Source organism: Haloferax massiliensis, assembly GCF_001368915.1.
GTDB lineage: Archaea > Halobacteriota > Halobacteria > Halobacteriales > Haloferacaceae > Haloferax > Haloferax massiliensis.
The window spans coordinates 639,433-659,225 of the sequence record NZ_CSTE01000002.1 but is presented as its reverse complement, the minus strand read 5'-3'; the positions used below and the strand labels follow the sequence as shown (position 1 = coordinate 659,225).

Below are 19,793 nucleotides of genomic sequence, written 5' to 3'. Positions count from 1 at the left end.
GACGGCGAGCGCCGTCCGGTCGGGCCGCCGCCCGGCGCGGGAGGGAATCATGGGGTGACGTGGCGCGCCGGACGGCAGAAAGGTTACGACTCGCGGAGGTGCCGGCGGCCCGCCCCTTCGAAAGCGTCATCCCCGCCGACCGGTAGCACTCGGATATGTCGCTCATCGAGTCGCTACCCGTCCGACCGCTCGAACCGCAGGAGCTGACGTCTTTGAACCGCGCCGACGCGTTCGACCTCGTCGTCGCCGTCGAGGACGACGGCCCCGCCCGAAGCCTGCTTTTCGCCACCGGCGCGTGGGTCAAGGGCGTCGCCTACGAGAACGACGCCGGCTGGTCGGTCGTCGAGACGGTCGAACTCGACGACGAGACCGAGCGAATCGACGGATTGCAGACGTGCGAGGAAGCCGTCCTGTCGTTCCGAGGCGACGGGAACGAGGAGTAGTATTAACCCCGTTCCGAACTAAGTATAATCCGTCATGTACAGCGAAATCCTCGTCCCCACCGACGGAAGCAAGGCCGCCGAACGCGCCATCGACCACGCCCTCGACATCGCGGAGACGTACGACGCGCGGATTCACGCGCTGTACGTCGTCGACACCAGCATCTACACCTCGCTCGACGCCGGCGCGGACGTGGTCATCGACGCCCTCGAACGGGAGGGCGACGCCGCGACCCGACACGTCCGCGAGGCCGCCGAGGAGGCCGGCATCGACGTGCAGGCCGAGGTCGTCACCGGAACCGCCTACCGCTCCATCCGGGAGTACATCGACGACCACGACATCGACCTCGTCGTCATGGGCACCCACGGGCGCACGGGCCTGAGCCACTACCTGCTCGGGAGCGTCACCGAGCGCGTCGTCCGCACCTCGCCGGTGCCGGTGCTCACCATCCGACTGGACGACGAAGACGAAGACGAGGCGGACGCCGACGAGAGCGCGGACGCCGAAGCCGAGGAGTAGTCCGAACTCGGGCGCGAGTCGCGCGTTCGCGCCGCGCTCGGGAGCCTGCTTCGACCGCGCGGTCGGCGGCGAGGTCGCCGCGGTTTTGATAAACAGTTTTGGTGCGGTCGCGCATACGCCGCGGTATGACCGAGTACACCGTCGAGTTCGTCGGTACGGGCGAGACCATCACCGTCTCCGACAAGCAGACGATTCTCAAGGCCTGCATCGAGGAGGGCATCGCACAGGAGTACTCCTGCCGCGTCGGGATGTGCCTCGCCTGCTCCGCCGAGATTCTCGAAGGCGACGTCACCCAGCCTGCCGCCCGCGGGCTGACAGAGGAGGAGGCGGAACGCTTCGCGCTCACCTGCATGGCCCGCCCGCAGAGCGACCTCAAACTCGACCGCGGCGTCTACCCGCCGAGCATCGAGGGCGACGCCGCGGCCGCCGGCACCGCCGCGGACGACGACTGACGACGGCTACTCACCGGGGCCGGTCCGCCGGCCCGCGTTCTCCGCTTCGTACCGAGTCGCCGAGCCGACGCGCCGGCCCGACGTACTCGCTCGGCCCGCAATCCGCCCGCGGACCGCGTCTCACGCCTCGCTCGTCGCCGCGCAGTTGTTCGGTCCCAACTCGACTTCGAACGCCACCTCGTCGGTCAGCGAGGCACGACCGAGATTCGTCTCGATGATGCGCTCGTAGTTGGCCGGCCGCGGCGGCATGTCCGAGCAGACGAACGAGACGAACGCCGCTTCGTCCATCGAGAGCGCCCCGAGTCGCTCCCGGAGCGCGCCGAGTTCGGCGACGTACGCGCCGCTCACGTTCGGCACCGCCCGCGGGCCGCGGTGGGCGGGCGCGACCAACGTGTCGTCGGCGAACTCGCCGTACCGTTCCGTGAGCGTCGCGTGAAGCCGTCTCGCGGCGTCGGGCGCGCCCTCGTCGCCGTCTTCGAGGTCCGGGCGCGCGACGCTCTCTAAAAAGAGGCTGTCGCCCGCAACGAGCAGGTCGCTGAGGCGGAACGCGGTCATCTCGGTCGTGTGCCCCGGCGCGTGGACGGCGACGAGTTCCGCGTCGCCGACGCCGACGGCCTCGCCGTCAGCGACGAGTCGCGCGTCGAAGTCGAGGCCGCGGTCGGCCGCCCCGGCCGGGAGGACAGCGGTCGCGCCGGTGCGCTCCGCGACCGCTCTGACGCCGCTGACGTGGTCGGCGTGGACGTGGGTGTCGACGGCGGCGACGACTTCCGCGCCGCGCTCGCGGGCGTCTGCGACGTAGCGGTCCGCGAACGCCCGGAGCGGGTCAATGACCACGGCCTCGTCGCCGGCGACGACCAGATAGGCGAGACAGCCGCTGGAAGGTCGGTCGTACTGGAGGACCGTCGCGTCCGCGTTCCCGACCGGGAGTTCGCGGGCGCGGTAGACGCGCGCCCAGCCGTCCATCCCGGATTCGAGGTTCTCGGCGGGAACGCCGGCCTCGGAGAGCAGGTCTGCGACGTGGTCGCTCGACCGCCCCTCCGCGCAGACGACGACCACGGGCGAGGGCGCGTCTCGGAACTCGGCCGCGAGTTCGTCGACCGTCCCGCGAATCTCGGCCTGCGTGAAGCGAACCGCCGGAATCTGCGTCGCGGTCACGGCCGCGCCGTCGACGCGCCACGCCTCGAACTCGCCGCGGTCGCGCACGTCGAGCACCGTCGTGGGGTCACCGCGGGCGAGCCGGGCCGCCAGTTCCTCGGGAGTCATACCCACACGATACGCGCGCCGGGCGGAAGAACGCTACGCGGGTCGAAAAGAGAACGGCGACCCGAGCAGCGGCCCGCGCTACTCGGTCGTTCCCCCGTCGTTACTGAGGCGGCGCGACGGCGATTCGTCGAAGTCGAACTCGTTTACGACATCGCCCGGCGGGCCGTCGACCCCGCCGGCGGACGGGGCGTCGGAGCCCGGTTCCGGAGTCGCGTTCGACCCGCCAACGCCGCCCGTCTCGCCGCCGCCGAGGCGTTCGGCGGCGTCGCGGATCGAGAGCACCTGCTCGGTCTGCGAGCGGTTCGCGTCGGCGATGTCGCCGATGTGGTCCGACACGGTGGTCGCGCGGGCGGTCGCGTCGTCGACCATGCCGGCGATCTGCTCGGCGCTCTCGGCCTGGTCGTCGGTCGCCGATGCGACTTCGCCGACGCCGACGGTGGCCTGTTCGACCGCCGCCGAGATGTCCGAGAGGCTCCGCATCACGTCCTCACCGCGGTCGATGCCGTCGTACAGCCGCCCGGTCGTCTGCGAGAGGCTCTCGATGGTCTCTCGCGCCTCGGACTGGATGTCGTCCACCGTGCCCTCGACCTCGGCGGCGCGGGCCTGCGACTCCTCGGCGAGGTTCTTCACCTCGCTGGCGACGACGGCGAATCCCTCGCCCGCGTCGCCGGCGCGGGCGGCCTCGATGGAGGCGTTGAGCGCGAGCAGGTTCGTCTGTTCGGCGATGTCGTTGATGGCGTCGAGCACCTCGTCTATCTCCGCGATCTGGTCGTGCAGTTGCTGGACGTCCTCGGAGGCAGTCTCCGCGGCCTCGCTCACGTCGCGCATCACGTCGATGGCCTCGTCGGCGGCGTCCTCGCCCTCGGCGGCGCGCATGGCGGCGTCGGCGCTGGTCCGCTCGACCTCCTCCGCGGTCGCCGCGATCTCCTCGACGGTCGCGCTCATCTCGGACACCTCGGCGGCGACCGTCGCCATGTCCTCGGCCTGCGCCCGCGCCGTGGTCTCGATGTCGTCGGTTCGCTCCGTGACCTCCTCTGAGCTCCGCAGGAGCGACTCGACGGGGTCGCTCACGTCGGCTTCGACCTCGTCGGCGAGCGCCCGTCGGCGCTCGGCGGCCTCGCGCGCCGCCCGACTGTACGAGTGGATGTACGTCTCCATCGCCACCTGCTGGTCGAGAGACAGGAGCTTCAACACGGGGAGGATGCGCTCGACGACCTCGTCGACGGCGGCTTCGACCCGGTCGTCGCCGCCGCGGAGACCGCTCGAAACGCCGGACGCACCGCCGAGAAGTCCCGAGAGCAGGCCGCCGTCGCCGTCGCCTTCGAACTCGGTGTCGGCGTCGCCGCCGGTGAACTCGGCTTTCACTTCGTCCGCGACGGCACCGAGGATGCCCTCGTAGTAGACCGAGTACGCGCCGAGATAGAACTTCGGCCCGAGGTCTATCATATCGTGTAACTTCCCGATGCGCGCCCGCTTTGCGAAGTAGTCCTCGTCGTACTCGCCGCGGCCGAGTTCGCGGAGATACGCCGCCTGGTCGGTCCGCAGCATCTCCGTGGTCTTCGTCGAGCGACCGAAGAACTTCGTCGTCGCGTGCTCGCCGAGGTGGTCGTAGAACGCCGCCGCGAACTCGTCCGCGAACTCGTCCAAGAGCGGTTCGAGGTCGCTCAATCGTCGCTCGTCCGCCGCCGAGAGCCGAACGAACGATTTCCGGCGGTCGATTTCCGCCGCGTCGATATCCAACCGCGAGAGGAGCCTGTCGCCGTTCACGCACGCTCGCGCGCTCGCGTCGACTGGTCCCGAGGAGTTCGTCATATACGTTCCTCAGCGGTCACCGATATTTCAACCCTCTCCGCTGAATATCACGGATGATACCAAAAAACCGATTGCAGAGGGAATCCGGCGCACGTTGGTCGGGGCGAACGTTCACGTGGCTGGCGGACCGACTGGCGGTATGGACGTCGATTCGTTCCGCGAGTCAGTCGAGACGGCGAAGCGAACCCAACTCGACCGGCTCGGCTCGTCGAAGCTCCTGTTGGCGCTGACCGGGGCGGACCTCTCCGAGCCGGCGGTGCTCCGCGCCGCCGCGTACTCCGAGCACGCGGCCCGCGGGACGTTCGCGGCGTGGGCCGCAGACGAGGTCGACGACGAAGCAAGAGCCGCGTTCGAGGCCACCGCGACCCAAGAGGCCGACCACCTCGACCGCGTCCTCGACGCCCTCGACGAGGACGTCGACCTTCCCGACGAACCCGGCGTGATGCACGCGTACCTCCGCGGGCGCGAGGACACAGTCGAGCGCGCCGCCGCCGGCATGGTCGGCCGCGGCCTCGTCTCGGTTCGCACCCACGCGCAGGTCATCGGCTTCTTCGTCAACGAGGCGGACGAACCACGGGCCGACCTCTTTCGCGACCTGAAAGCCGAGACCGAAGAGACGCTTGCGGCCGGGTTGGACCTCCTCGCCGACCGCTGTGCGACCGACGACGACTGGGAGCGCGCCCGGATGGTCGCCGAGTACGTCGTCCAACTGGCGTACGACGACTACGCCGACGGCCTCGCCGAACTCGGCGTCGACCCCAAGCCGCTCTGCTGAGTCGCCGCCGCGACGCCCGGTCCGACGCGTGTGGCCGGCCCAACCTATTCGTGGTTTCGAGCGGTAACCAGAGGTATGACTTCCGAGGTTCGCGGGCGCGTCGAGGCGCTGTACACCGCGCCGTCGAAGGCCGAGCCGATGGTCTCCCACGAGACCGTCTCGGTCGCGCCGGGCGGCATCGAAGGCGACCGCTACGCCGACGGCGACGGCTTCTACTCGGCGACCGACGGCTGTCCGGTGACGCTCGTCGACGCCGCGGTGCTGGACGACGCGAAGCGCGAGTACGACCTCGACCTCGCTGACGGCCAGCACCGCCGAAATGTCGTCGTCCGCGGCGTCGACCTCGACGGCCTGCTCGACGCGACGTTCGAACTCGGCGGGGCCGAACTCCGCGGGACGAAGCTCAGGCCGCCCTGCGCGCACCTCGCGGACCTCGTCGGCGACGACGACGTGGGCGACGCCCTCCGCGAGTCCCGCGGCCGGGTCGCGGTCGGCGACGACCTCCGCGTGACCGAGGCGAACCCGCGCGAGATGGGCCGCCAGCTAGCCGAGCGACTCGGCGGCGACGCGGTTTCGGGCGACGAAGCCGCGACGAGCGACGAGGAACCGCAGGGAGGCGGACGCGAATGAGCCGCGACGCCGACGGGTCGAACACGGGGACACCGAACCAGGTCGAACGCGCGACAGTCGCACTCGACGCGGCGTTCGGCCCCGACGGCGACGCCCCGAGTTCGAGGTCGACGCCGGCCCCAACCGTCGCCGTCGCCCCCGGCCGGGTGAACCTCGTCGGCGGCCACACCGACTACAACGACGGGCTCTGCCTCCCGATGGCCGTCGACCGCCACGTCGCGGTCGCGGCCCGCCCGAGAAGCGACGACCGACTCCGCGTCCGCGCCGCCGACTTCGACGAGACGGCCGAACTCGACCCCGACGACGACCCCGGCGGGTGGGCCGCCTACGTCGCCGCCGTCGCGCGCGTCCTCCGCGAGGACGACCCGGTCGGCGGCGCGGACCTCGCCATCGCCTCGGACGTTCCCACGGGCGCGGGACTCTCCTCGTCGGCCGCGCTCGAACTCGCGGTCGGTCGCGCGCTCCTCGCGGTCTCCGGGCGCGACCGCCCCGTCGCCGACCTCGCGCTGGCGTGCTGGCGGGCCGAGGTCGAGGGCGTCGGCGTCGAGTGCGGCATCCTCGACCAGTTCTCCGCGGCGCTGTGCGAGGCCGACTCGGCGCTCTTTCTCGACTGTCGGAGCCGCGAGACCGAGTCGGTCCCCCTCGGCGACGACGCCGGCGTCCTCGTCATCGACACCGGCGTCTCCCACGAACTGACCGAGTCCGGCTACAACGACCGCGTCCGCGAGTGCGAGGCGGCGCTCGACCGCCTGCGCGAGGTCGCCGACCGCGGCCTCGACTCCCTTCGCGACGTGGACCGCGCCCTCCTCGACGCCCACGCCGACGCGCTGGAGTCGGTTCACTCCCGCCGCGTGCGACACGTCGTGACCGAGAACGAGCGCGTCCGTCGCGCCCGCGACGCGCTCGCCGCGGGCGACCTCGACCGCGTCGGCGACGCGATGCTCGCGGCCCACGAGAGCCTTCGCGACGACTACGAGGTGAGCTGTCCCGAACTCGACGCGGCGGTCGAACTCGCCGCCGAGACGCCGGGCGTCTACGGCGCGCGGATGACCGGCGGCGGCTTCGGCGGAAGCGCGGTCGCGTTAGTCGACGGCGACGCGCTCGACCGGGCCGAGCGCGCGATTCGAGCCGCCGCCCCCGAGCGCGTCGGTCCCGACGCAACGTGTTCGCCTGCCGCCCGTCGGCCGGCGTTCGACTGGTCGGCGAGGAGTAAGCGCGAGCCGACGGCTCCGCGTGGTGTCTCGGGAAAAATCGGAACGCGGGTCCCGTGCGTTCTGCCGTGGTTTCGGTTCGGCTTACGCCTCGTCGAACAGCGCAGCACGCTGTGCTGCTGGCTCGCCGAAGCTTACGCTTCGTCGAACGAGGCGAATCGGGGATTCGCCGGCTCGACGAGTCGTTTCACTCCTCGTCGAATATTGTCGAGCGAAGCTCGACTGATTCGACGTCGGCTTACGCCTCGTCGAACAGCGTCTCGCCGTCGACCATGTGCTCTTCGACGGCGTCCATGTCCAGCGTCACGCCGAGGCCCGGCTTCTCCGGAATCTCGATGTACCCGTCCTCGATGACCGTCTCCTCGACGAGGTCGCCCCACCAGCCCAGCTCGTAGGAGTGGTATTCGACCGCCAGCGAGTTCGGAATCGCCGTGCCGACGTGCGCCGACGCCATCGTCGCCACCGGCGACGACACGTTGTGCATCGCGACCGGCACGTAGTACTGGTTCGCCACGTCCGCGATCTTCTGCGTCTCGCGCATCCCGCCGACCTTCGGCATGTCGGGCGCGACGATGTCCACAGCCTGCTTCTCGATGAGCCGGCGCAGCTCCGTCACGCGGTAGCGGTTCTCGCCGACCGTGATGGGCGTGAGCGTGGACTTCGTGACCTCTTCCTGCACGTCGAGGTTCTCCGGCGGCACGGGGTCTTCGAGCCACCACACGTCGTAGTCTTCCAACTCGGCCGCGAGACGCTTTGCACTACCACCCGAGAACGTCCAGTGACAGTCGAACGCCACGTCCGCCTTGTCCTTGACGCGCTCGGTCACTTTCTCGACGATTTCGGCCTTGTGCCGAATCTCGCCGGGCCGCAGGTGGCGGTTCGCGCGGTCCTTCTCGAAGCCCGACGGCACGTCGAGGTCGAACTTCAGCGCGTCGTAGCCGAGTTCGTCGACCACGCGCTCTGCCTCGTCGGCGCACGCTTCGGGGTCGGCCTCGTCTTCGGTGTGGCAGTCGCAGTAGACCCGCACCTTGTCGCGGTACTTCCCGCCCAGAAGCTGGTAAGCGGGAATGTCGAGAATCTTGCCCGCGAGGTCGTGCAGGGCGATTTCGATGCCCGCGATGGCGGTGACCGTGACGCCCTCGACGGAGCCCTCGCCGGACATCTTCTGGATGAGATGTTCGTACAGGCGGTCGATGTCGAGGGGGTTCTCGCCGATGACGAACGGCTTCATGCGCTCGATGATCTCGGGCACGCCCGCGCCCCAGTAAGCCTCGCCGGTGCCGACGACGCCCGCGTCAGTGTAGATGCGGACGAGCGTCCACGGGAAGTTGCCGTCGACCATCGTCGTCTGCACGTCGGTAATCTCGACGTCGCGACCGCCGCCGCGCTTGGCCGTCACGCCCATCGTCTCCCCCGACAGCTCTCGCATCGTGTACTCCGCGTTCGGATCGTGTAACTCCGCGTAGTTCTTACCCATGTAGTGTGGTTTACTCGGACGTTAGTAAAGTTTTTCCGGACGAGACATGTCCCCGCTCGGGACTCGCGGGTCCGGGGTCAGACGGTCGCCCATCGGTCGAGCGAGTCGCGGAACGTCTCCCTGACGAGCGCGTCGAGGTCCGCCGGAAGGCCCAGTCGACGGAGGTCGGTGTCGGGGTCCGTCGCCGGGTCGAGGTCGACGCCGCGGCGGCGGAGCGCGAGCAGTCGCCAGAGATACGCGAGTCTGAGCAGACGCATCGCGTCGGGGACGTCGGCGTCGCTTCTGACGCGGTAGGTCACCCACGCGGAGTCGGGCAGGACGTGGTGCGGGTCCGCGAGTCCGTCGGTGAGAAGCACGTCGCGGACGCGCCTCGTGAGCGCGAGGTCGACGACGCCGGCGTCGTGGACGTGGCCGATTTCCCTGCCGGCGACGACGAACTCCGTCCCCCCGAAGCGGTGCGGCGCGGTCTCGACGCCGGGCCAGCGCGAGACGCGCGCGATGATTCTGTCGATGGAGGCGGTCATTGGGAGACTGTACGCGCCCCGAGAAGATAACTACAGAACCAGAGGACCCGAGACGCGGCGTCTCGCGGCCCGAGTTCGACACCACGTAGACCGACGATAACCACAGGTATTCCAGACATTCTGTTCACGGAGAGTGTCGGTCGAAAATAGACCCTCAGATCGGCGTGGTATTCACGGATTAACAGAGGTTAGGAACGCGAATGTTCGCATCCGGTGACGGATTCGGGGCGCGCCCCCGCGGGTCGGCCCGCTCCCTATCGGGCGAAATCCGGGGCACGACGCCGAGCGGTAGACGATTCGTAACGAAGCCCTCGGAACGCAAATAACAGGTCGAACCATGTCCGTGACCCCCACCAGCGTACCAATCCCGGGAACCGACTCCGACCACCGGGAGGTCAGGCGATGAATCTCGGCCAGTTCGTCGTTGGCGTCGTCGTCCTCGTCATCGTCGTGTTCGCCTTCCTCTCCGGGGGCGTGAACACCCCCGAGACGCCCGCTCCGGCCGTCGACGCCGACAGAAGCATCGGCGCAGACGTGACCGGCCCCGACGCGGACGACACACAGACCGAGGACCCCGACCCCGGAATCGAAGCCGAACCCGCCGTCGCCGACGACGACGGGGCCGACGACTCGGGCGACGACGGGTCGGACGACGCCGAAAGCGAAGTCGGGACGTTCGAGACGGTCGAGACCGGCGACGACGACACCGACTCGGCGACGAGGACGACCAGGCCGCGCGGGAGCCCGGTCGGCGTCTCGAACTACGATGACGATGACGACGACTCGTCCGACGACTCGTCTTCGGACGATGCGAGCGACGACTCGAACACTGACGACAGCGCGGACGATTCGACCGACGACAGCACCGATGACTCGTCTTCGGACGACTCGAACACCGACGACTCGTCTTCGGACGACTCGAACACCGACGACTCGTCTTCGGACGATGCGAGCGACGACTCGTCATCGGACGGTTCGAACACCGACGACACCGGCGACGGTTCGAACGGCGACGGCTCGGGCGACGACATCGGGGTGTGCACGATCTGAGCCGCCTCGATTACCCCCGAGAACTCGTTTTACTCACGTGTAGAGACCGGACACAGCGACGACGCGACCCGCTCAGTCGACCAAGAGATTGAGGGCGTAGGCGGTCCGGAGCACCGACGCGGCGTCGCCGCGGGGAAACACGAGTTCGTCCGTCTCGCGGACGTGTTCGAGCACGCCCGGCGAGGAGTGTTCCGGGGCCGCCGCGAGTCCACAGTCGTTTTCGGCGGCCCACCGCATCACGTCGAGGTCGGACTTCGAATCGCCCATCACGAGGACGAACGGGTCGTCCACCCCGAGCACGTCGAGCGCGGCGCGGACCCCCGCCGCCTTGTTCAGGTCGACCGCGGAGAGCTCCGCGGCGTCGGCGTGGTAGTACGCGACCGTCACGCGTTCGAGGGTCCGTTCGACGTCCTCGGGAATCTCCGTGTCCGACTCGGGAAGCGCGTCGCGGTCGTCGAGCACGTCGCGTATCTCCGGGTCGCGGTCCGCGAAGTACGCCCGCGCCCAGTCGGGGCCGTCGGGGTCGTCGGTGAGCGCCTCGCCGAGGAGGTCGAGCAGGTAGACGAGCGCGCCGTCGATGACCGCCTCGGCGTCGTCGCTCCCGGTCTCGAAGTTCGGCTTGAGCGTGACGTTGAACTCGTTGCCCTGCAGGTGGACGCCCCCGCGGAGCGCGTCGGGGAGGTCGCTGATGACCCGTCCGCGGACCGACTCGAAGACCGACTGCACCGAGTCGTCGAGCGTCTCGTAGAGGAGGCGCTTCGTCTCGGAGCCGTGGCCGGGGGTGAAGACGCCGGTGCCGGCCTCGTAGACGATGCTTACGTCCCCCGAGTGGACGAGTTCGTTGCCGAGTCCCTGAATGGCGAAGCCCTTGACGTTCTCCAAGGTCTGTCCGGTGCAGATGACGATGGGGACGTCCCGCTCGTGGAACCGGGTGAGGAGGTGCAGCACCTCGCGGGGAATCTCGTTGTCCGTCTGCCCCGCGGAGCGAAGCGTCTCGTCCACGTCGAGGACGAGCGCGTTCACCGCTCGCCCGTACTTGGTGTAGAGGTCGAGGGCGGTGAACGCCTGGTCTCGCGTCGCGCGCGCGGCGAGTTCGGCGTAGCGGTCGCCGTCCGAAAGCGCGCGGCGAATGCGGTCTTTCTTCGCCGCGAGTTCGTCGTCGACCGCCTGCCAGTGCGACAGCGCCACCGGCGAGCCGAGCGGCGGCAAGAGGTCGACGAAGTCCTGTGCGTCCCGGACCGCGTCCGCGTCGAAGTTCCCGTACAGTCTGTACAGGAGGTCGTACCGCTCCATGACTCGGGGTCGTCACCCAACCGCATTAAACCCGCGTGGGAGGCGATTCCAACCCGCGCGTCTCTACGCCCTCACGGCGTCTCACCGGACGGCGGTGCCGCGACCGGATACGCCGACGGTCGGTCTGCCCCGCAACTCTGATACCGACCGGCCGACGACGTGTGCACATGGCACATTGGACCGACAGCATCGTCGGCGACCGGATGACGGTGGACCGCGAGTTCAACGAGCAGGTGATGAACTCCCGGTTCAACAGTCAGGAGTGGGGATTGATTATGACGGCGACGGAGTTCGAAATCGAGAACGCGGACGACCCCGAGGCGGCGCGCATCGTCGCCGACACGGAGAAGGTCCCGCAGATTATCCCCGAACTCGACAACATCCGCAGTCAGATGGGCGGGATGGGCGGCGGCGGCGGAGGCGACTCGTCGTCCGCCGGCGGCATCGTCGACTCCATCAAGGGCGCGCTCGGGATGGGCGGCGGCGGCAAGAAGGGCGAACAGGAGAAACTGGAGGCCGCGGAGCGACTCACACAGGAGTACGCGGACGCGCTCCAGGACCACCTCGAAAAGAAGGGCAAGTGGAATCAGGTCCGGGTCAGTTACCTCGAATAACGGGCCATTCGACCGGCTGCGGCGACGGCGCTCAGTTGGAGCCAAAGCCGACATTCCGTTCGAGGGCCACAATTAGTAACCGGCTCCGGACGCGATGTCCTCGCCAGATGCGACCGTCAACGTTGGTCTTCGCGTTCGGTGGACTCCTGTTCGTGCTTCCGATTCCCGGCACGTTTATCGCCGGCGCACTGGTGCTCCTCGCGGGAGCGGTCGCGCGGTGGCTCGGGTTGTAACGGGTCGCAGAGAACCGACCGCACAGACGCCCGAGCGGCGGTGCCGAGTTCAGTACTCGTCGCCGGCGTGGAACAGCGTCCGCTCGCTCGCCTCGTAGATGTTCATCAGCTCGTTGATGAGTTCGTCGTACTCCTCGTCTTCCTCGCGGAGCGCGTCGAGTCGGGCGACCGTCTCGTAGTCGAGGTGAATCTGCGGCATACCTACACCCACGCCGCGTGACACCTTAAGCGACGTGGGGACGTCGGATTCGACTGCCATCGAGGACTGGGAGCGCCGCCGCTGGGGGAAGCGTACCGAAACGAAAAACCGGCGGTGTGCCGGGTGGAGACGACGGCCGGTGCCGGTCCGCGATGCGGACGCGACGAGCGCTCGACGGCGAGCGAGTCACCGCCCGCGCGGTGTTACTTGAACAGCGACTGGCCGGCGCTGCCGGAGACCTCGGTCAGGTCGGCGTGCACGTCGGCGATGCGCTCGCGGATGTCGCGGCCGGCGACGCGGGGGTCGAACACGTCCTTGTTCGGCGACCAGTCGGTCTCGTTGAAGAACGTGTCGCGGGCGTCCACGACGCCCTCGGGCGGGACGATGGCGTTGGGTTCCTCGGTGTAGCGGTCGTAGGCGGTGCGCGTGTACTCGTACTGGTAGCGGGTGTCCTTGTTGACCTTGCAGATGCCGTGTTTGAGCATCTCCTGCAGTTGGTCGGGCTGGACGCCCGAGGAGCCGTGGAGCACGAGCGGCGTGTCGAGGCCGTGGTCGCGCAGGGCCTGCCGGATGTCGTTTGCGAGGTCCGGGCGGAGTTCGAGGTCCTTGCCCTTGGCGACGCCGTGCTGCGTGCCGACGGAGATGGCGAGCAGGTCCGCGCCCGTCTTATCGACGAACTCGACGGCCTGCTCGGGGTCCGTGTAGAACGCCTCCTCGGCCTCGATTTCGTCCTCGACGCCCTTTATCTGGCCGAGTTCGGCCTCGATGAGGACGTCGGAGTCCGCGGCCTCGACCATCTCGACGACCTCGCGGCTCGTGGCGACGTTCTCGTCGAACGGCTCGTGGGAGGCGTCGATCATGATGGACGACGGGATGTCGAGTTCGATCTGTTGCTCGATGAACTCAAGGTCCGTCTGGTGGTCCATGTTGAGGAAGACGCCGATGTCGTACCGCTCGGCGATGGTCTCGATGTAGTTCCCCATGGCTTTCAGGCCCGCGACGGCGTCGCCGTCGCCCGCGAACCGACAGGCCCCGCCGCTCATCTGCAACAGGAGGTCCGAGTCCATCCGGTCGGCTCCCTCCATGAGACCCATCATAATGTTCGGCTCCGCGATGTTACTCGCGATGAGTCCGAATCCTTCGTCGAGCGCCTCGTCGTACACTGTGGCGAGTTCCTCCCCGCCGTAGAACGGCATTATGCGTTCACCTCGGTTTCGTCAACGACTGCGAGACTAATAATGTATGGGAAGTGAGTTTCGATTCTGCACGTTTTCGTTTGTTCGCGTTCGAGTTAATTTTCATCGGCGGACGGAGCGCCGGCGCTGGGAGGCGAGCGAAAAACGGGGAACCGTCGGCGAAGGTTACGAGAACAGCTTCTTCAGGCGGGCGAACAGCCCCTTTTCGGGGTCGCCGCCGCGGCGCACGGGTTCGTCCGATTCCGCATCGTCGCCGGACGACTCGTCGGTGCCGGATTCGGCGTCGGCGTCCTCGCCGTCGTCGCCGCTTCCGAACGTGACCGAACCGGTCTTCCCGGCCTCGGCGAGTTCGACGGCCTTCTCCACGACGGCCTCGGCGTTGTTCACGCCGTCTTTGACCGTCCCCTTGAGGACGAGTTTGCCGTCGAATCGGTCGCGGCTGACCGAGGTGTCCGAGGTGATGATGACCGCGTCGGCCTCGGCGATGGCGTCCGCGGACAGTTCGTCCTGCGTGCCCATCGCGCCCTGGACCTCGACGTCGATGTCGTGGCCGAGGCGCTCGCCGGCCTGCAGGAGGTTCTCGGCCGCCATCTGGCTGTGTGCGATTCCGGTCGGACAGGATGTGACTGCGACGAGTTTCATAGCTCTAGTGTAAGGATTTCCGCGACTTCAGCCTTGGTGTCGGCCTGCAGGACGCGCTCCGCGAGTGCGCGGGCGTCCGCGGTGTCGGTCTCCGCGACGGCCGCCTTGACCTGCGGCACCGTCACGGCGCTCATGCTCAGTTCGTCGAGGCCGAGCCCGACGAGCAGTTCGGTGAGGTCCGGGTCGCCGGCCATCTCGCCGCACATGCCGACCCAGCAGTCCTCGCCCTCGGCCGCCGAGACGGTGGCGTCGATGGCGCGGAGGACCGCGGGCTGTCGGTAGTCGCCGAGCTCGGAGACGCGCTCGTTGCCGCGCTCGGCGGCCATCACGTACTGCGCGAGGTCGTTCGTCCCGATGCTGAAGAAGTCGACGTGCGGCGCGAACCGGTCGGCCATGAACGCCGCGGCGGGCGTCTCGACCATGATGCCGAACTCGGGAAGCTCGTTTGCGACGCCCTCGGCGTCGAGGTCGTCGGCGACCGACTCGAACCGCTCGCGGCCGGCGCGAAGCTCCTCGACCGTCGAGACGAGCGGGAGCATCACAGACAGGTTCGCACCGTCCGCGCTGGCCGCCGCGCGAAGCAGCGCGCGGACCTGCGTCTCGAAGAGGTCCGCGTCCGGGCCGAGCGACCGGCGGATGCCGCGCTCGCCGAGGAACGGGTTCTCCTCGTCGGGCAGGTCGAGGTACGGGACAGGCTTGTCGCCGCCGATGTCGAGGGTGCGGACGACGACGCGGCCGCCGTCGAACGATTCGAGCGCCTCGACGTACGCCTCGTACTGCTCGTCTTCGTCCGGCGGCGACTCGCGGTCGAGAAAGAGGAACTCGGTGCGGAACAGGCCGACGCCGTCGGCCCCGCGGTCGACCGCCGGCCCGAGGTCCGCCAGCGTGCCGATGTTGGCCGCGACCTCGATTTCGACGCCGTCGGCGGTCTCGACCGACTCGCGTCGGACGTCCACGTCGGCGGCGGCCGCGGCGGCCTCCTTGCGCTCGTCGCTCGGCTCGACCACGAGGTCGCCCGACTCGCCGTCGACGACGACTTCGGTGCCGTCCTCGACGGACTGGAGTTCCTCGCCCACGCCGACGATGGCCGGCAGGGCGAGCGAGCGCGCGAAGATGGCCGCGTGGGAGGTGCGGCCGCCCGTCACGGTGACGAAGCCCGCGACGCGCTCCGGGTCGAGCTGCGCCGTGTCGCTCGGCGTGAGCCGCTCCGCGACGACGACGCTCCCCTCCGGCAGGGACGAGAGGTCGACGCGCTCGCCGTCGGAGAGGACGCGCACGAGTCGGTCGCGCACGTCGCGGAGGTCGTCGGCGCGCTCGCCCATGCGACCGCCCATGTTCTCGAACTGCTCGACGAACTCGGAGAACGTCTCCTGAACGGCGTGTTCCGCCGGGAGCCCGCCCTCGATGGCGTCGGTGACGCCGTCGGTTATCTGCGGGTCGTTGAGGAACTGGACGTGCGCGTCGAACACCGCGGCCTCCTCCTCGCCGACGCGTTCGGCGGTCCGCTCGCGCTCGGCTTCGAGTTCGTCTTCGGCGGCCGCGCGGGCGTCCTCGAAGCGTGCCAGTTCGGCCTCCGCGTCCACGTCTTCCGGGGCCGGCGGCTCCGGGAGGTCGGCGTCCGGTCGGTACCAGACGACGGTGCCGACGCCCGAAAGCGGTGTCACGCCGATGCCGGAGAGGGTTCGTTCGGTCATGGCTTACTGTTTGGCTTCGGGCGTCGAAAGGATATCCTCTAGGGCGTCGAGTGCCGCTTCCGCGTCGTCGCCCTCGGCGACGAGGCGAACGGACTCGTCGTGGCCGACGCCGAGACCGGTGACGGCCAGCATGCTGGCGGCCGGGACGAGGTCGTCCTCGTCGGCGCGGCCGAGCCGGATGTCGGCGTCGAACTCGTTCGCGGTCTCGACGAACTGCGAGGCCGGTCGGGCGTGAAGCCCGTCTTCGGGGACGACCGTGGCGGTCCGCTCCATCACTCGACCACCTCGGCGAGCACGTCCTGAACGGTCTGTTTGCTCTCGGCTTCGAGGAGCTTCTCGCGGACGTCCTCGTGCATGAGCGACCGCGAGAGGGCGCTCAGAATCTGCAGGTGGTCCTCGCCGCCCGCCGCGGGAACGAGAATCATAAACAGGAGCTTCGCCGGCTTGTCGTCCATGGCGTCGAAGTCGATGCCCTCGGTCGAGCGCGCGAAGGCGACCGTCGGCTTCGAGACCGCGTCGGTCTTCGCGTGCGGGATGCCGATGCCGAAGCCGACGCCGGTCGTCGCCTCCTCCTCGCGTTCGAGGAGGGCGGCAAGCGCGGCGTCGCGATCGTCGACGCGACCGGCGTCGACCGCGAGGTCGAGGAGGAACTCGATGGCTCCCTCCTTCGTCGCCGGCGGCTCTTCGAGCGATATCAGTTCGAGCGGTGTGATGGTGCTGATGTCAGTGACGTCCATTGTATTGTGCTTCGTTCGGGTCTGGAAAGATTAGTTCGGTGTGGTCAGTCGTCGGAGCTCTGGGCCGCCATCTTGGCGTCGAAGTTCGGCTTGATGGCCGTCGCGATGACGGCGGTCACGATGGAGCCGAGCAGGATGCACGCGATGAACATGAACGGCTGGTTCGACAGCGGAACCACGAAGATGCCGCCGTGCGGAGCCGGCATGTTCACGCCGAGCGCCATCGAGGCCGCGCCGGCGACGGCGCTGCCGGCGACGACGCTCGGGATGACGCGGGCGGGGTCGGCGGCCGCGTACGGAATCGCGCCCTCCGTGATAAAGGAAAAGCCGAGGAGCACGCCGCTCTTGGCGTTCTCGTACATCTCGGCCGCGTACTTCTGCGGCGCGATGAAGTTCGACAGCGCGAGGCCGATGGGCGGGACCATCCCCGCGATCATGACCGCGGCCATCGGCGCGGTGACGCCCTCGGAGATGAGGCCGACGGAGAACACGTAGGCGACCTTGTTGATGGGACCGCCCATGTCGGCCGCCATCATCGCCCCGAGGATGGCCCCGAGAACGATGGCTTGGCCGCCGCCCTGCATGTTGCTCAGGAACTCGGTGAGCCCCGCGTTCGCGATGGAGATCGGAACGCCCAGCACGAACAGCATGACGGGCGTGAGCACCGCGGTGGTCGCCACCGGGATGAGGAGCACGGGCATCATCGGCGCGATGAACTCGGGCACGTCGCGCTGCTTGAACCAGCGCGCGACGATGCCGGCGAGGAACCCGGCGACGATAGCGCCGAGGTAGCCCGCGCCGGCGGAGCCGCCCTGAAGGCCGATGACGTCACCGGCGGCCTGCAGGACGTTGCCCTGCTGGATGATGTACGACAGGATGAACCCCGGTGCGAGGCCCGGTCGGTCGGCGATTGCGTACGCGATGTACGCGCCGAGGACCGGAACCATCAGCGTCAGCCCAGCGACGCCGATCTGCGCGAGGAACCAGCCGGCGGTCCCCGTGCTGTTGAATACGTCTTGTACGTTGTTCGAAAGCGAGGCTACCGCGTAGCCCAGCGCCAGGAAGATTCCGCCGATGGTCACGAACGGAATCATGAACGATACCCCGGTCATCAGGTCCTCCTTCACCGAAGTGAGGTAGGACCGAACCGCGTCTTCTGCGTCGTTTGCCATAGTGTTGCCACCCCTACGAAAGAACGTACGCAAATGTGCTCAAAAACCCTTTCGAATATGAACGTTACTGAGTGTTTTGGTCGTTAACAAACGTTCATACGAGAATCACCGAGTCCGAACGGTCGTCACCTCGACGCGCGTTTCGTTCGTCAGCACGTCTTCGAGGTGCGGGACGCGGGTGCCGGCGACGCCGACGACGCGCGCGGCCGTCAGGACGCCCATTCGGAGGGCGTCGGCGTCCGACAGCCCGTGTTCGCGCGCGGCGAGGAAGCCGGACATGACCGCGTCGCCCGCGCCGACCGTGTCCACGACCTCCACGTCGAGCGCGGGCGCAGACAGGACTTCGTCGTCGGTGACGAGGAGCGCGCCGTCCGCGCCGAGCGACGCCAGCACGTACTCGAATCCGCGCGCGTGAAGCTCCTCGGCCGCCTCGACGGCGTCGGCTTCGGTCTCGACGGTTCGACCCGTCGCCGCCGCGAGTTCAGACCGATTGGGTTTGCAGACGTAGTAGTCGGCCTCCAGTTCGGCGAGGTACTCGCCGCCCATGTCCACCGCGATTTTCCAGTCGCCCGCGCGGGCGAGCCTGTCGACGTCGGAGAGCGACATCCCCGGCGGGAGGCTGCCGCCGACGAGGAGCGTGTCCGGCTCGTTCGCCTGTGCGGTTTCGACGAGTTCGTCCACGTCGGCTGCGCGAATCTGCGGGCCGTTGTGATTGAGTTTGTACTCGCCGTCCTCCGCGAGCACGGTCGTGTTCAGGCGCGTGTCCGCGTCGATGGTGACGAAGTCCGAGGCGATGCCGTCGGCGTCGAGTCGGTCGCGGACGAACTTCCCGAAGTGGCCGCCGAGGAAGCCCGAGGCGGTCGCGTCGGCGTCGAGCGCAGAGACGTACTTGGCGACGTTGATGCCCTTGCCGCCGGCGGTGAACACCGCGTCGTCGGTCCGGTGGACGACGCCGGGCTGAAGCGGTTCGTCGAAGTGAATCGTGTGGTCGACTGCTGGGTTCGGGGTGACTGTGAGAATCATCGTGCAACTCCGTCGACGACGGTGACGCCCGCGCTCTCTATCTCCTCGCGCGAGTCGGCGTCGAGTTCGCCGTCGGTGATAAACAGGTCAATCTGTTCGAGCGATGCGAACTGAACGAAACTCCGCCGGCCGAGCTTCGAGAGGTCCGCGACGAGGACGACCTTCGCGGCCTTCTCGACCATCAGTTCCTTCATCCGCGCTTCGTCCTCGTTCGGGGTCGTGAGGCCGGATTCGACGTCGAACCCGTTCGTGCCGAGGAACAGCAGGTCGAAGTTCGTCCGCTCCATGAACGACTCCGCGGTCGGCCCCACGAGCGCCTTCGTCCGCCGGCGGAGCGTCCCGCCGGTGAGTTTGACCTCGTTGTCCTCCTCGTTCAGTTCGATGGCGAGCCGCGGCGAGTTCGTGACGCCGAGTATCGTCCCGTCCTTGGGAACCTTCCGCGCCACCTCCATCGTGGTCGTCCCGGCGTCGAAGAACACGACCTGCCCCTCGGCCAGTTCCTCGACCGCGCGGTCCGCGATCGCGCGTTTCCCTTCGAGATTCTGTACTTCCTTCTGCCCGTAGGTCTGCTCGCGCCCGACGGAGGTCACGGGGACGGCACCGCCGTGCGACCGCTCGATGAGCCCACGGTCTTCGAGTTCGCGCAGGTCGCGCCGTATCGTGGCCTTCGAGTAGCCGAGGTGTTCTGACAGCGACTCGACCGACCGGCCGTCCGAGTCGGAGACGAGTTCGACGATGCGGCGTTTGCGCTCTGCTGGTAACATCGGTGGCGATTCCTCGTTACGAGGAAGATAGGTCGGGGAGTAGTGTTAATTGTTTATGTTGGATTCCGCCCG

Annotated in this window: 22 protein-coding genes and 1 pseudogene; 9 read left to right on the top strand and 14 right to left on the bottom strand. The window is 68.4% G+C overall.

All coding sequences use genetic code 11. The features are described 5' to 3' along the window. Positions 1 to 155 precede the first annotated feature (155 nt). The 3 genes from BN996_RS07340 (at position 156) to BN996_RS07330 (ending at position 1,412) form a co-directional block, all read left to right on the top strand. Complete coding sequence (locus BN996_RS07340) at positions 156 to 443, top strand: DUF7964 domain-containing protein (protein ID WP_089777908.1); 288 nt, start codon at positions 156 to 158, stop codon at positions 441 to 443. Positions 444 to 477: 34 nt separating this feature from the next. After that, entirely contained in the window at positions 478 to 960 is a 483-nt protein-coding gene (locus BN996_RS07335) for a universal stress protein (protein ID WP_089777906.1), read from the top strand. A gap of 125 nt (positions 961 to 1,085) precedes the next feature. Beyond that, positions 1,086 to 1,412, top strand: a complete 327-nt coding sequence (locus BN996_RS07330; protein ID WP_089777904.1) for a 2Fe-2S iron-sulfur cluster-binding protein — start codon at positions 1,086 to 1,088, stop codon at positions 1,410 to 1,412. A 120-nt stretch (positions 1,413 to 1,532) separates the two neighbouring features. Here BN996_RS07330 and BN996_RS07325 read toward each other — a convergent pair whose 3' ends face one another. Together BN996_RS07325 and BN996_RS07320 are read right to left on the bottom strand one after the other, a co-directional pair. After that, positions 1,533 to 2,675 (bottom strand): MBL fold metallo-hydrolase, encoded by a 1,143-nt coding sequence (locus BN996_RS07325; RefSeq protein ID WP_089777902.1) that lies wholly within the window; start codon positions 2,673 to 2,675, stop codon positions 1,533 to 1,535. Between the two features lie 78 nt (positions 2,676 to 2,753). Then, on the bottom strand, positions 2,754 to 4,487 hold the full coding sequence (locus BN996_RS07320; RefSeq protein ID WP_089777900.1) for a globin-coupled sensor protein: 1,734 nt from the start codon (positions 4,485 to 4,487) through the stop codon (positions 2,754 to 2,756). 139 nt (positions 4,488 to 4,626) lie between these two features. Between BN996_RS07320 and BN996_RS07315 the strand changes: the two genes are divergently transcribed. The 3 genes and pseudogenes from BN996_RS07315 to galK all read left to right on the top strand — a co-directional run bounded on the left by BN996_RS07315 (position 4,627) and on the right by galK (position 7,105). Continuing rightward, complete coding sequence (locus tag BN996_RS07315; RefSeq protein ID WP_089777899.1) at positions 4,627 to 5,262, top strand: rubrerythrin family protein; 636 nt, start codon at positions 4,627 to 4,629, stop codon at positions 5,260 to 5,262. Positions 5,263 to 5,337: 75 nt separating this feature from the next. Beyond that, on the top strand, positions 5,338 to 5,892 hold the full coding sequence (locus BN996_RS07310) for an MOSC domain-containing protein (RefSeq protein WP_089777897.1): 555 nt from the start codon (positions 5,338 to 5,340) through the stop codon (positions 5,890 to 5,892). After that, positions 5,889 to 7,105, top strand: a pseudogene (galK, locus tag BN996_RS07305) (galactokinase). Before BN996_RS07310 ends, galK begins: the two are co-directional and overlap by 4 nt. A gap of 236 nt (positions 7,106 to 7,341) precedes the next feature. On the opposite strand, the gene BN996_RS07300 reads toward galK, so the two are convergent. Together BN996_RS07300 and BN996_RS07295 are read right to left on the bottom strand one after the other, a co-directional pair. Continuing rightward, positions 7,342 to 8,580 carry a mandelate racemase/muconate lactonizing enzyme family protein gene (locus tag BN996_RS07300; protein ID WP_089777895.1) on the bottom strand — a complete coding sequence of 413 codons (1,239 nt, stop codon included), beginning with the start codon at positions 8,578 to 8,580 and terminating at the stop codon, positions 7,342 to 7,344. A gap of 77 nt (positions 8,581 to 8,657) precedes the next feature. After that, the gene (locus BN996_RS07295; RefSeq protein WP_089777893.1) at positions 8,658 to 9,104 is read right to left on the bottom strand and encodes a luciferase domain-containing protein; all 447 of its coding nucleotides are present in this window, start codon (positions 9,102 to 9,104) and stop codon (positions 8,658 to 8,660) included. Between the two features lie 402 nt (positions 9,105 to 9,506). On the opposite strand from BN996_RS07295, the gene BN996_RS07290 reads away from it, so the two are divergent. Then, positions 9,507 to 10,154: a hypothetical protein gene (locus tag BN996_RS07290; RefSeq protein ID WP_089777891.1), complete on the top strand. Its 648-nt coding sequence runs from the start codon at positions 9,507 to 9,509 to the stop codon at positions 10,152 to 10,154. 72 nt (positions 10,155 to 10,226) lie between these two features. Here the strand turns inward: BN996_RS07290 and BN996_RS07285 are convergent, their stop codons facing one another. After that, entirely contained in the window at positions 10,227 to 11,447 is a 1,221-nt protein-coding gene (locus BN996_RS07285; protein WP_089777889.1) for an HAD family hydrolase, read from the bottom strand. 167 nt (positions 11,448 to 11,614) lie between these two features. On the opposite strand from BN996_RS07285, the gene BN996_RS07280 reads away from it, so the two are divergent. Continuing rightward, positions 11,615 to 12,061, top strand: coding sequence for a DUF5799 family protein (locus tag BN996_RS07280; RefSeq protein WP_089777887.1), 447 nt, complete (start codon positions 11,615 to 11,617; stop codon positions 12,059 to 12,061). A gap of 107 nt (positions 12,062 to 12,168) precedes the next feature. Beyond that, positions 12,169 to 12,294: a hypothetical protein gene (locus tag BN996_RS20645; RefSeq protein WP_255516734.1), complete on the top strand. Its 126-nt coding sequence runs from the start codon at positions 12,169 to 12,171 to the stop codon at positions 12,292 to 12,294. 49 nt (positions 12,295 to 12,343) lie between these two features. Here BN996_RS20645 and BN996_RS20060 read toward each other — a convergent pair whose 3' ends face one another. The 9 genes from BN996_RS20060 to glpR form a co-directional block, all read right to left on the bottom strand. Beyond that, the gene (locus BN996_RS20060) at positions 12,344 to 12,493 is read right to left on the bottom strand and encodes a DUF7557 family protein (RefSeq protein WP_167344112.1); all 150 of its coding nucleotides are present in this window, start codon (positions 12,491 to 12,493) and stop codon (positions 12,344 to 12,346) included. Between the two features lie 203 nt (positions 12,494 to 12,696). Then, positions 12,697 to 13,689: a class II fructose-bisphosphate aldolase gene (fba, locus tag BN996_RS07275; protein ID WP_089777885.1), complete on the bottom strand. Its 993-nt coding sequence runs from the start codon at positions 13,687 to 13,689 to the stop codon at positions 12,697 to 12,699. 165 nt (positions 13,690 to 13,854) lie between these two features. Beyond that, a complete protein-coding gene (ptfB, locus tag BN996_RS07270; RefSeq protein ID WP_089777883.1) occupies positions 13,855 to 14,331 on the bottom strand; it encodes a fructose PTS transporter subunit IIB in 477 nt (158 codons plus the stop codon). Continuing rightward, positions 14,328 to 16,025 (bottom strand): phosphoenolpyruvate--protein phosphotransferase, encoded by a 1,698-nt coding sequence (gene ptsP, locus BN996_RS07265; protein ID WP_089777881.1) that lies wholly within the window; start codon positions 16,023 to 16,025, stop codon positions 14,328 to 14,330. Before ptsP ends, ptfB begins: the two co-directional genes overlap by 4 nt. 3 nt (positions 16,026 to 16,028) lie before the next feature. Continuing rightward, positions 16,029 to 16,298 carry a phosphocarrier protein HPr gene (gene ptsH1 / locus BN996_RS07260; RefSeq protein ID WP_089777879.1) on the bottom strand — a complete coding sequence of 90 codons (270 nt, stop codon included), beginning with the start codon at positions 16,296 to 16,298 and terminating at the stop codon, positions 16,029 to 16,031. After that, positions 16,298 to 16,762, bottom strand: coding sequence for a fructose PTS transporter subunit IIA (ptfA, locus tag BN996_RS07255; protein WP_004063297.1), 465 nt, complete (start codon positions 16,760 to 16,762; stop codon positions 16,298 to 16,300). The genes ptsH1 and ptfA overlap by 1 nt, the downstream gene beginning before the upstream one ends. Before the next feature lie 44 nt (positions 16,763 to 16,806). Beyond that, positions 16,807 to 17,934, bottom strand: a complete 1,128-nt coding sequence (gene ptfC, locus BN996_RS07250; RefSeq protein ID WP_089777877.1) for a fructose PTS transporter subunit IIC — start codon at positions 17,932 to 17,934, stop codon at positions 16,807 to 16,809. 105 nt (positions 17,935 to 18,039) lie between these two features. Continuing rightward, a complete protein-coding gene (pfkB, locus tag BN996_RS07245) occupies positions 18,040 to 18,957 on the bottom strand; it encodes a 1-phosphofructokinase (protein WP_089777875.1) in 918 nt (305 codons plus the stop codon). Continuing rightward, positions 18,954 to 19,721 (bottom strand): HTH-type transcriptional regulator GlpR, encoded by a 768-nt coding sequence (glpR, locus tag BN996_RS07240; RefSeq protein WP_089777873.1) that lies wholly within the window; start codon positions 19,719 to 19,721, stop codon positions 18,954 to 18,956. Before glpR ends, pfkB begins: the two co-directional genes overlap by 4 nt. Positions 19,722 to 19,793: the final 72 nt, after the last annotated feature.

Bases quoted from the DNA above. Each gene is read 5' to 3' on its own strand.
- BN996_RS20060 (WP_167344112.1), bottom strand. From the start codon at position 12,493: ATGCCGCAGATTCACCTCGACTACGAGACGGTCGCCCGACTCGACGCG.
- BN996_RS07280 (WP_089777887.1), top strand. From the start codon at position 11,615: ATGGCACATTGGACCGACAGCATCGTCGGCGACCGGATGACGGTGGAC.
- fba (WP_089777885.1), bottom strand. From the start codon at position 13,689: ATGCCGTTCTACGGCGGGGAGGAACTCGCCACAGTGTACGACGAGGCG.
- ptfC (WP_089777877.1), bottom strand. From the start codon at position 17,934: ATGGCAAACGACGCAGAAGACGCGGTTCGGTCCTACCTCACTTCGGTG.
- BN996_RS07295 (WP_089777893.1), bottom strand. From the start codon at position 9,104: ATGACCGCCTCCATCGACAGAATCATCGCGCGCGTCTCGCGCTGGCCC.
- BN996_RS07300 (WP_089777895.1), bottom strand. From the start codon at position 8,580: ATGGGTAAGAACTACGCGGAGTTACACGATCCGAACGCGGAGTACACG.
- ptsP (WP_089777881.1), bottom strand. From the start codon at position 16,025: ATGACCGAACGAACCCTCTCCGGCATCGGCGTGACACCGCTTTCGGGC.
- ptfB (WP_089777883.1), bottom strand. From the start codon at position 14,331: ATGAAACTCGTCGCAGTCACATCCTGTCCGACCGGAATCGCACACAGC.
- pfkB (WP_089777875.1), bottom strand. From the start codon at position 18,957: ATGATTCTCACAGTCACCCCGAACCCAGCAGTCGACCACACGATTCAC.
- BN996_RS07325 (WP_089777902.1), bottom strand. From the start codon at position 2,675: ATGACTCCCGAGGAACTGGCGGCCCGGCTCGCCCGCGGTGACCCCACG.
- BN996_RS07285 (WP_089777889.1), bottom strand. From the start codon at position 11,447: ATGGAGCGGTACGACCTCCTGTACAGACTGTACGGGAACTTCGACGCG.
- BN996_RS07330 (WP_089777904.1), top strand. From the start codon at position 1,086: ATGACCGAGTACACCGTCGAGTTCGTCGGTACGGGCGAGACCATCACC.
- BN996_RS20645 (WP_255516734.1), top strand. From the start codon at position 12,169: ATGCGACCGTCAACGTTGGTCTTCGCGTTCGGTGGACTCCTGTTCGTG.
- BN996_RS07290 (WP_089777891.1), top strand. From the start codon at position 9,507: ATGAATCTCGGCCAGTTCGTCGTTGGCGTCGTCGTCCTCGTCATCGTC.
- ptfA (WP_004063297.1), bottom strand. From the start codon at position 16,762: ATGGACGTCACTGACATCAGCACCATCACACCGCTCGAACTGATATCG.
- BN996_RS07335 (WP_089777906.1), top strand. From the start codon at position 478: ATGTACAGCGAAATCCTCGTCCCCACCGACGGAAGCAAGGCCGCCGAA.
- BN996_RS07315 (WP_089777899.1), top strand. From the start codon at position 4,627: ATGGACGTCGATTCGTTCCGCGAGTCAGTCGAGACGGCGAAGCGAACC.
- BN996_RS07310 (WP_089777897.1), top strand. From the start codon at position 5,338: ATGACTTCCGAGGTTCGCGGGCGCGTCGAGGCGCTGTACACCGCGCCG.
- glpR (WP_089777873.1), bottom strand. From the start codon at position 19,721: ATGTTACCAGCAGAGCGCAAACGCCGCATCGTCGAACTCGTCTCCGAC.
- BN996_RS07340 (WP_089777908.1), top strand. From the start codon at position 156: ATGTCGCTCATCGAGTCGCTACCCGTCCGACCGCTCGAACCGCAGGAG.
- ptsH1 (WP_089777879.1), bottom strand. From the start codon at position 16,298: ATGGAGCGGACCGCCACGGTCGTCCCCGAAGACGGGCTTCACGCCCGA.
- BN996_RS07320 (WP_089777900.1), bottom strand. From the start codon at position 4,487: ATGACGAACTCCTCGGGACCAGTCGACGCGAGCGCGCGAGCGTGCGTG.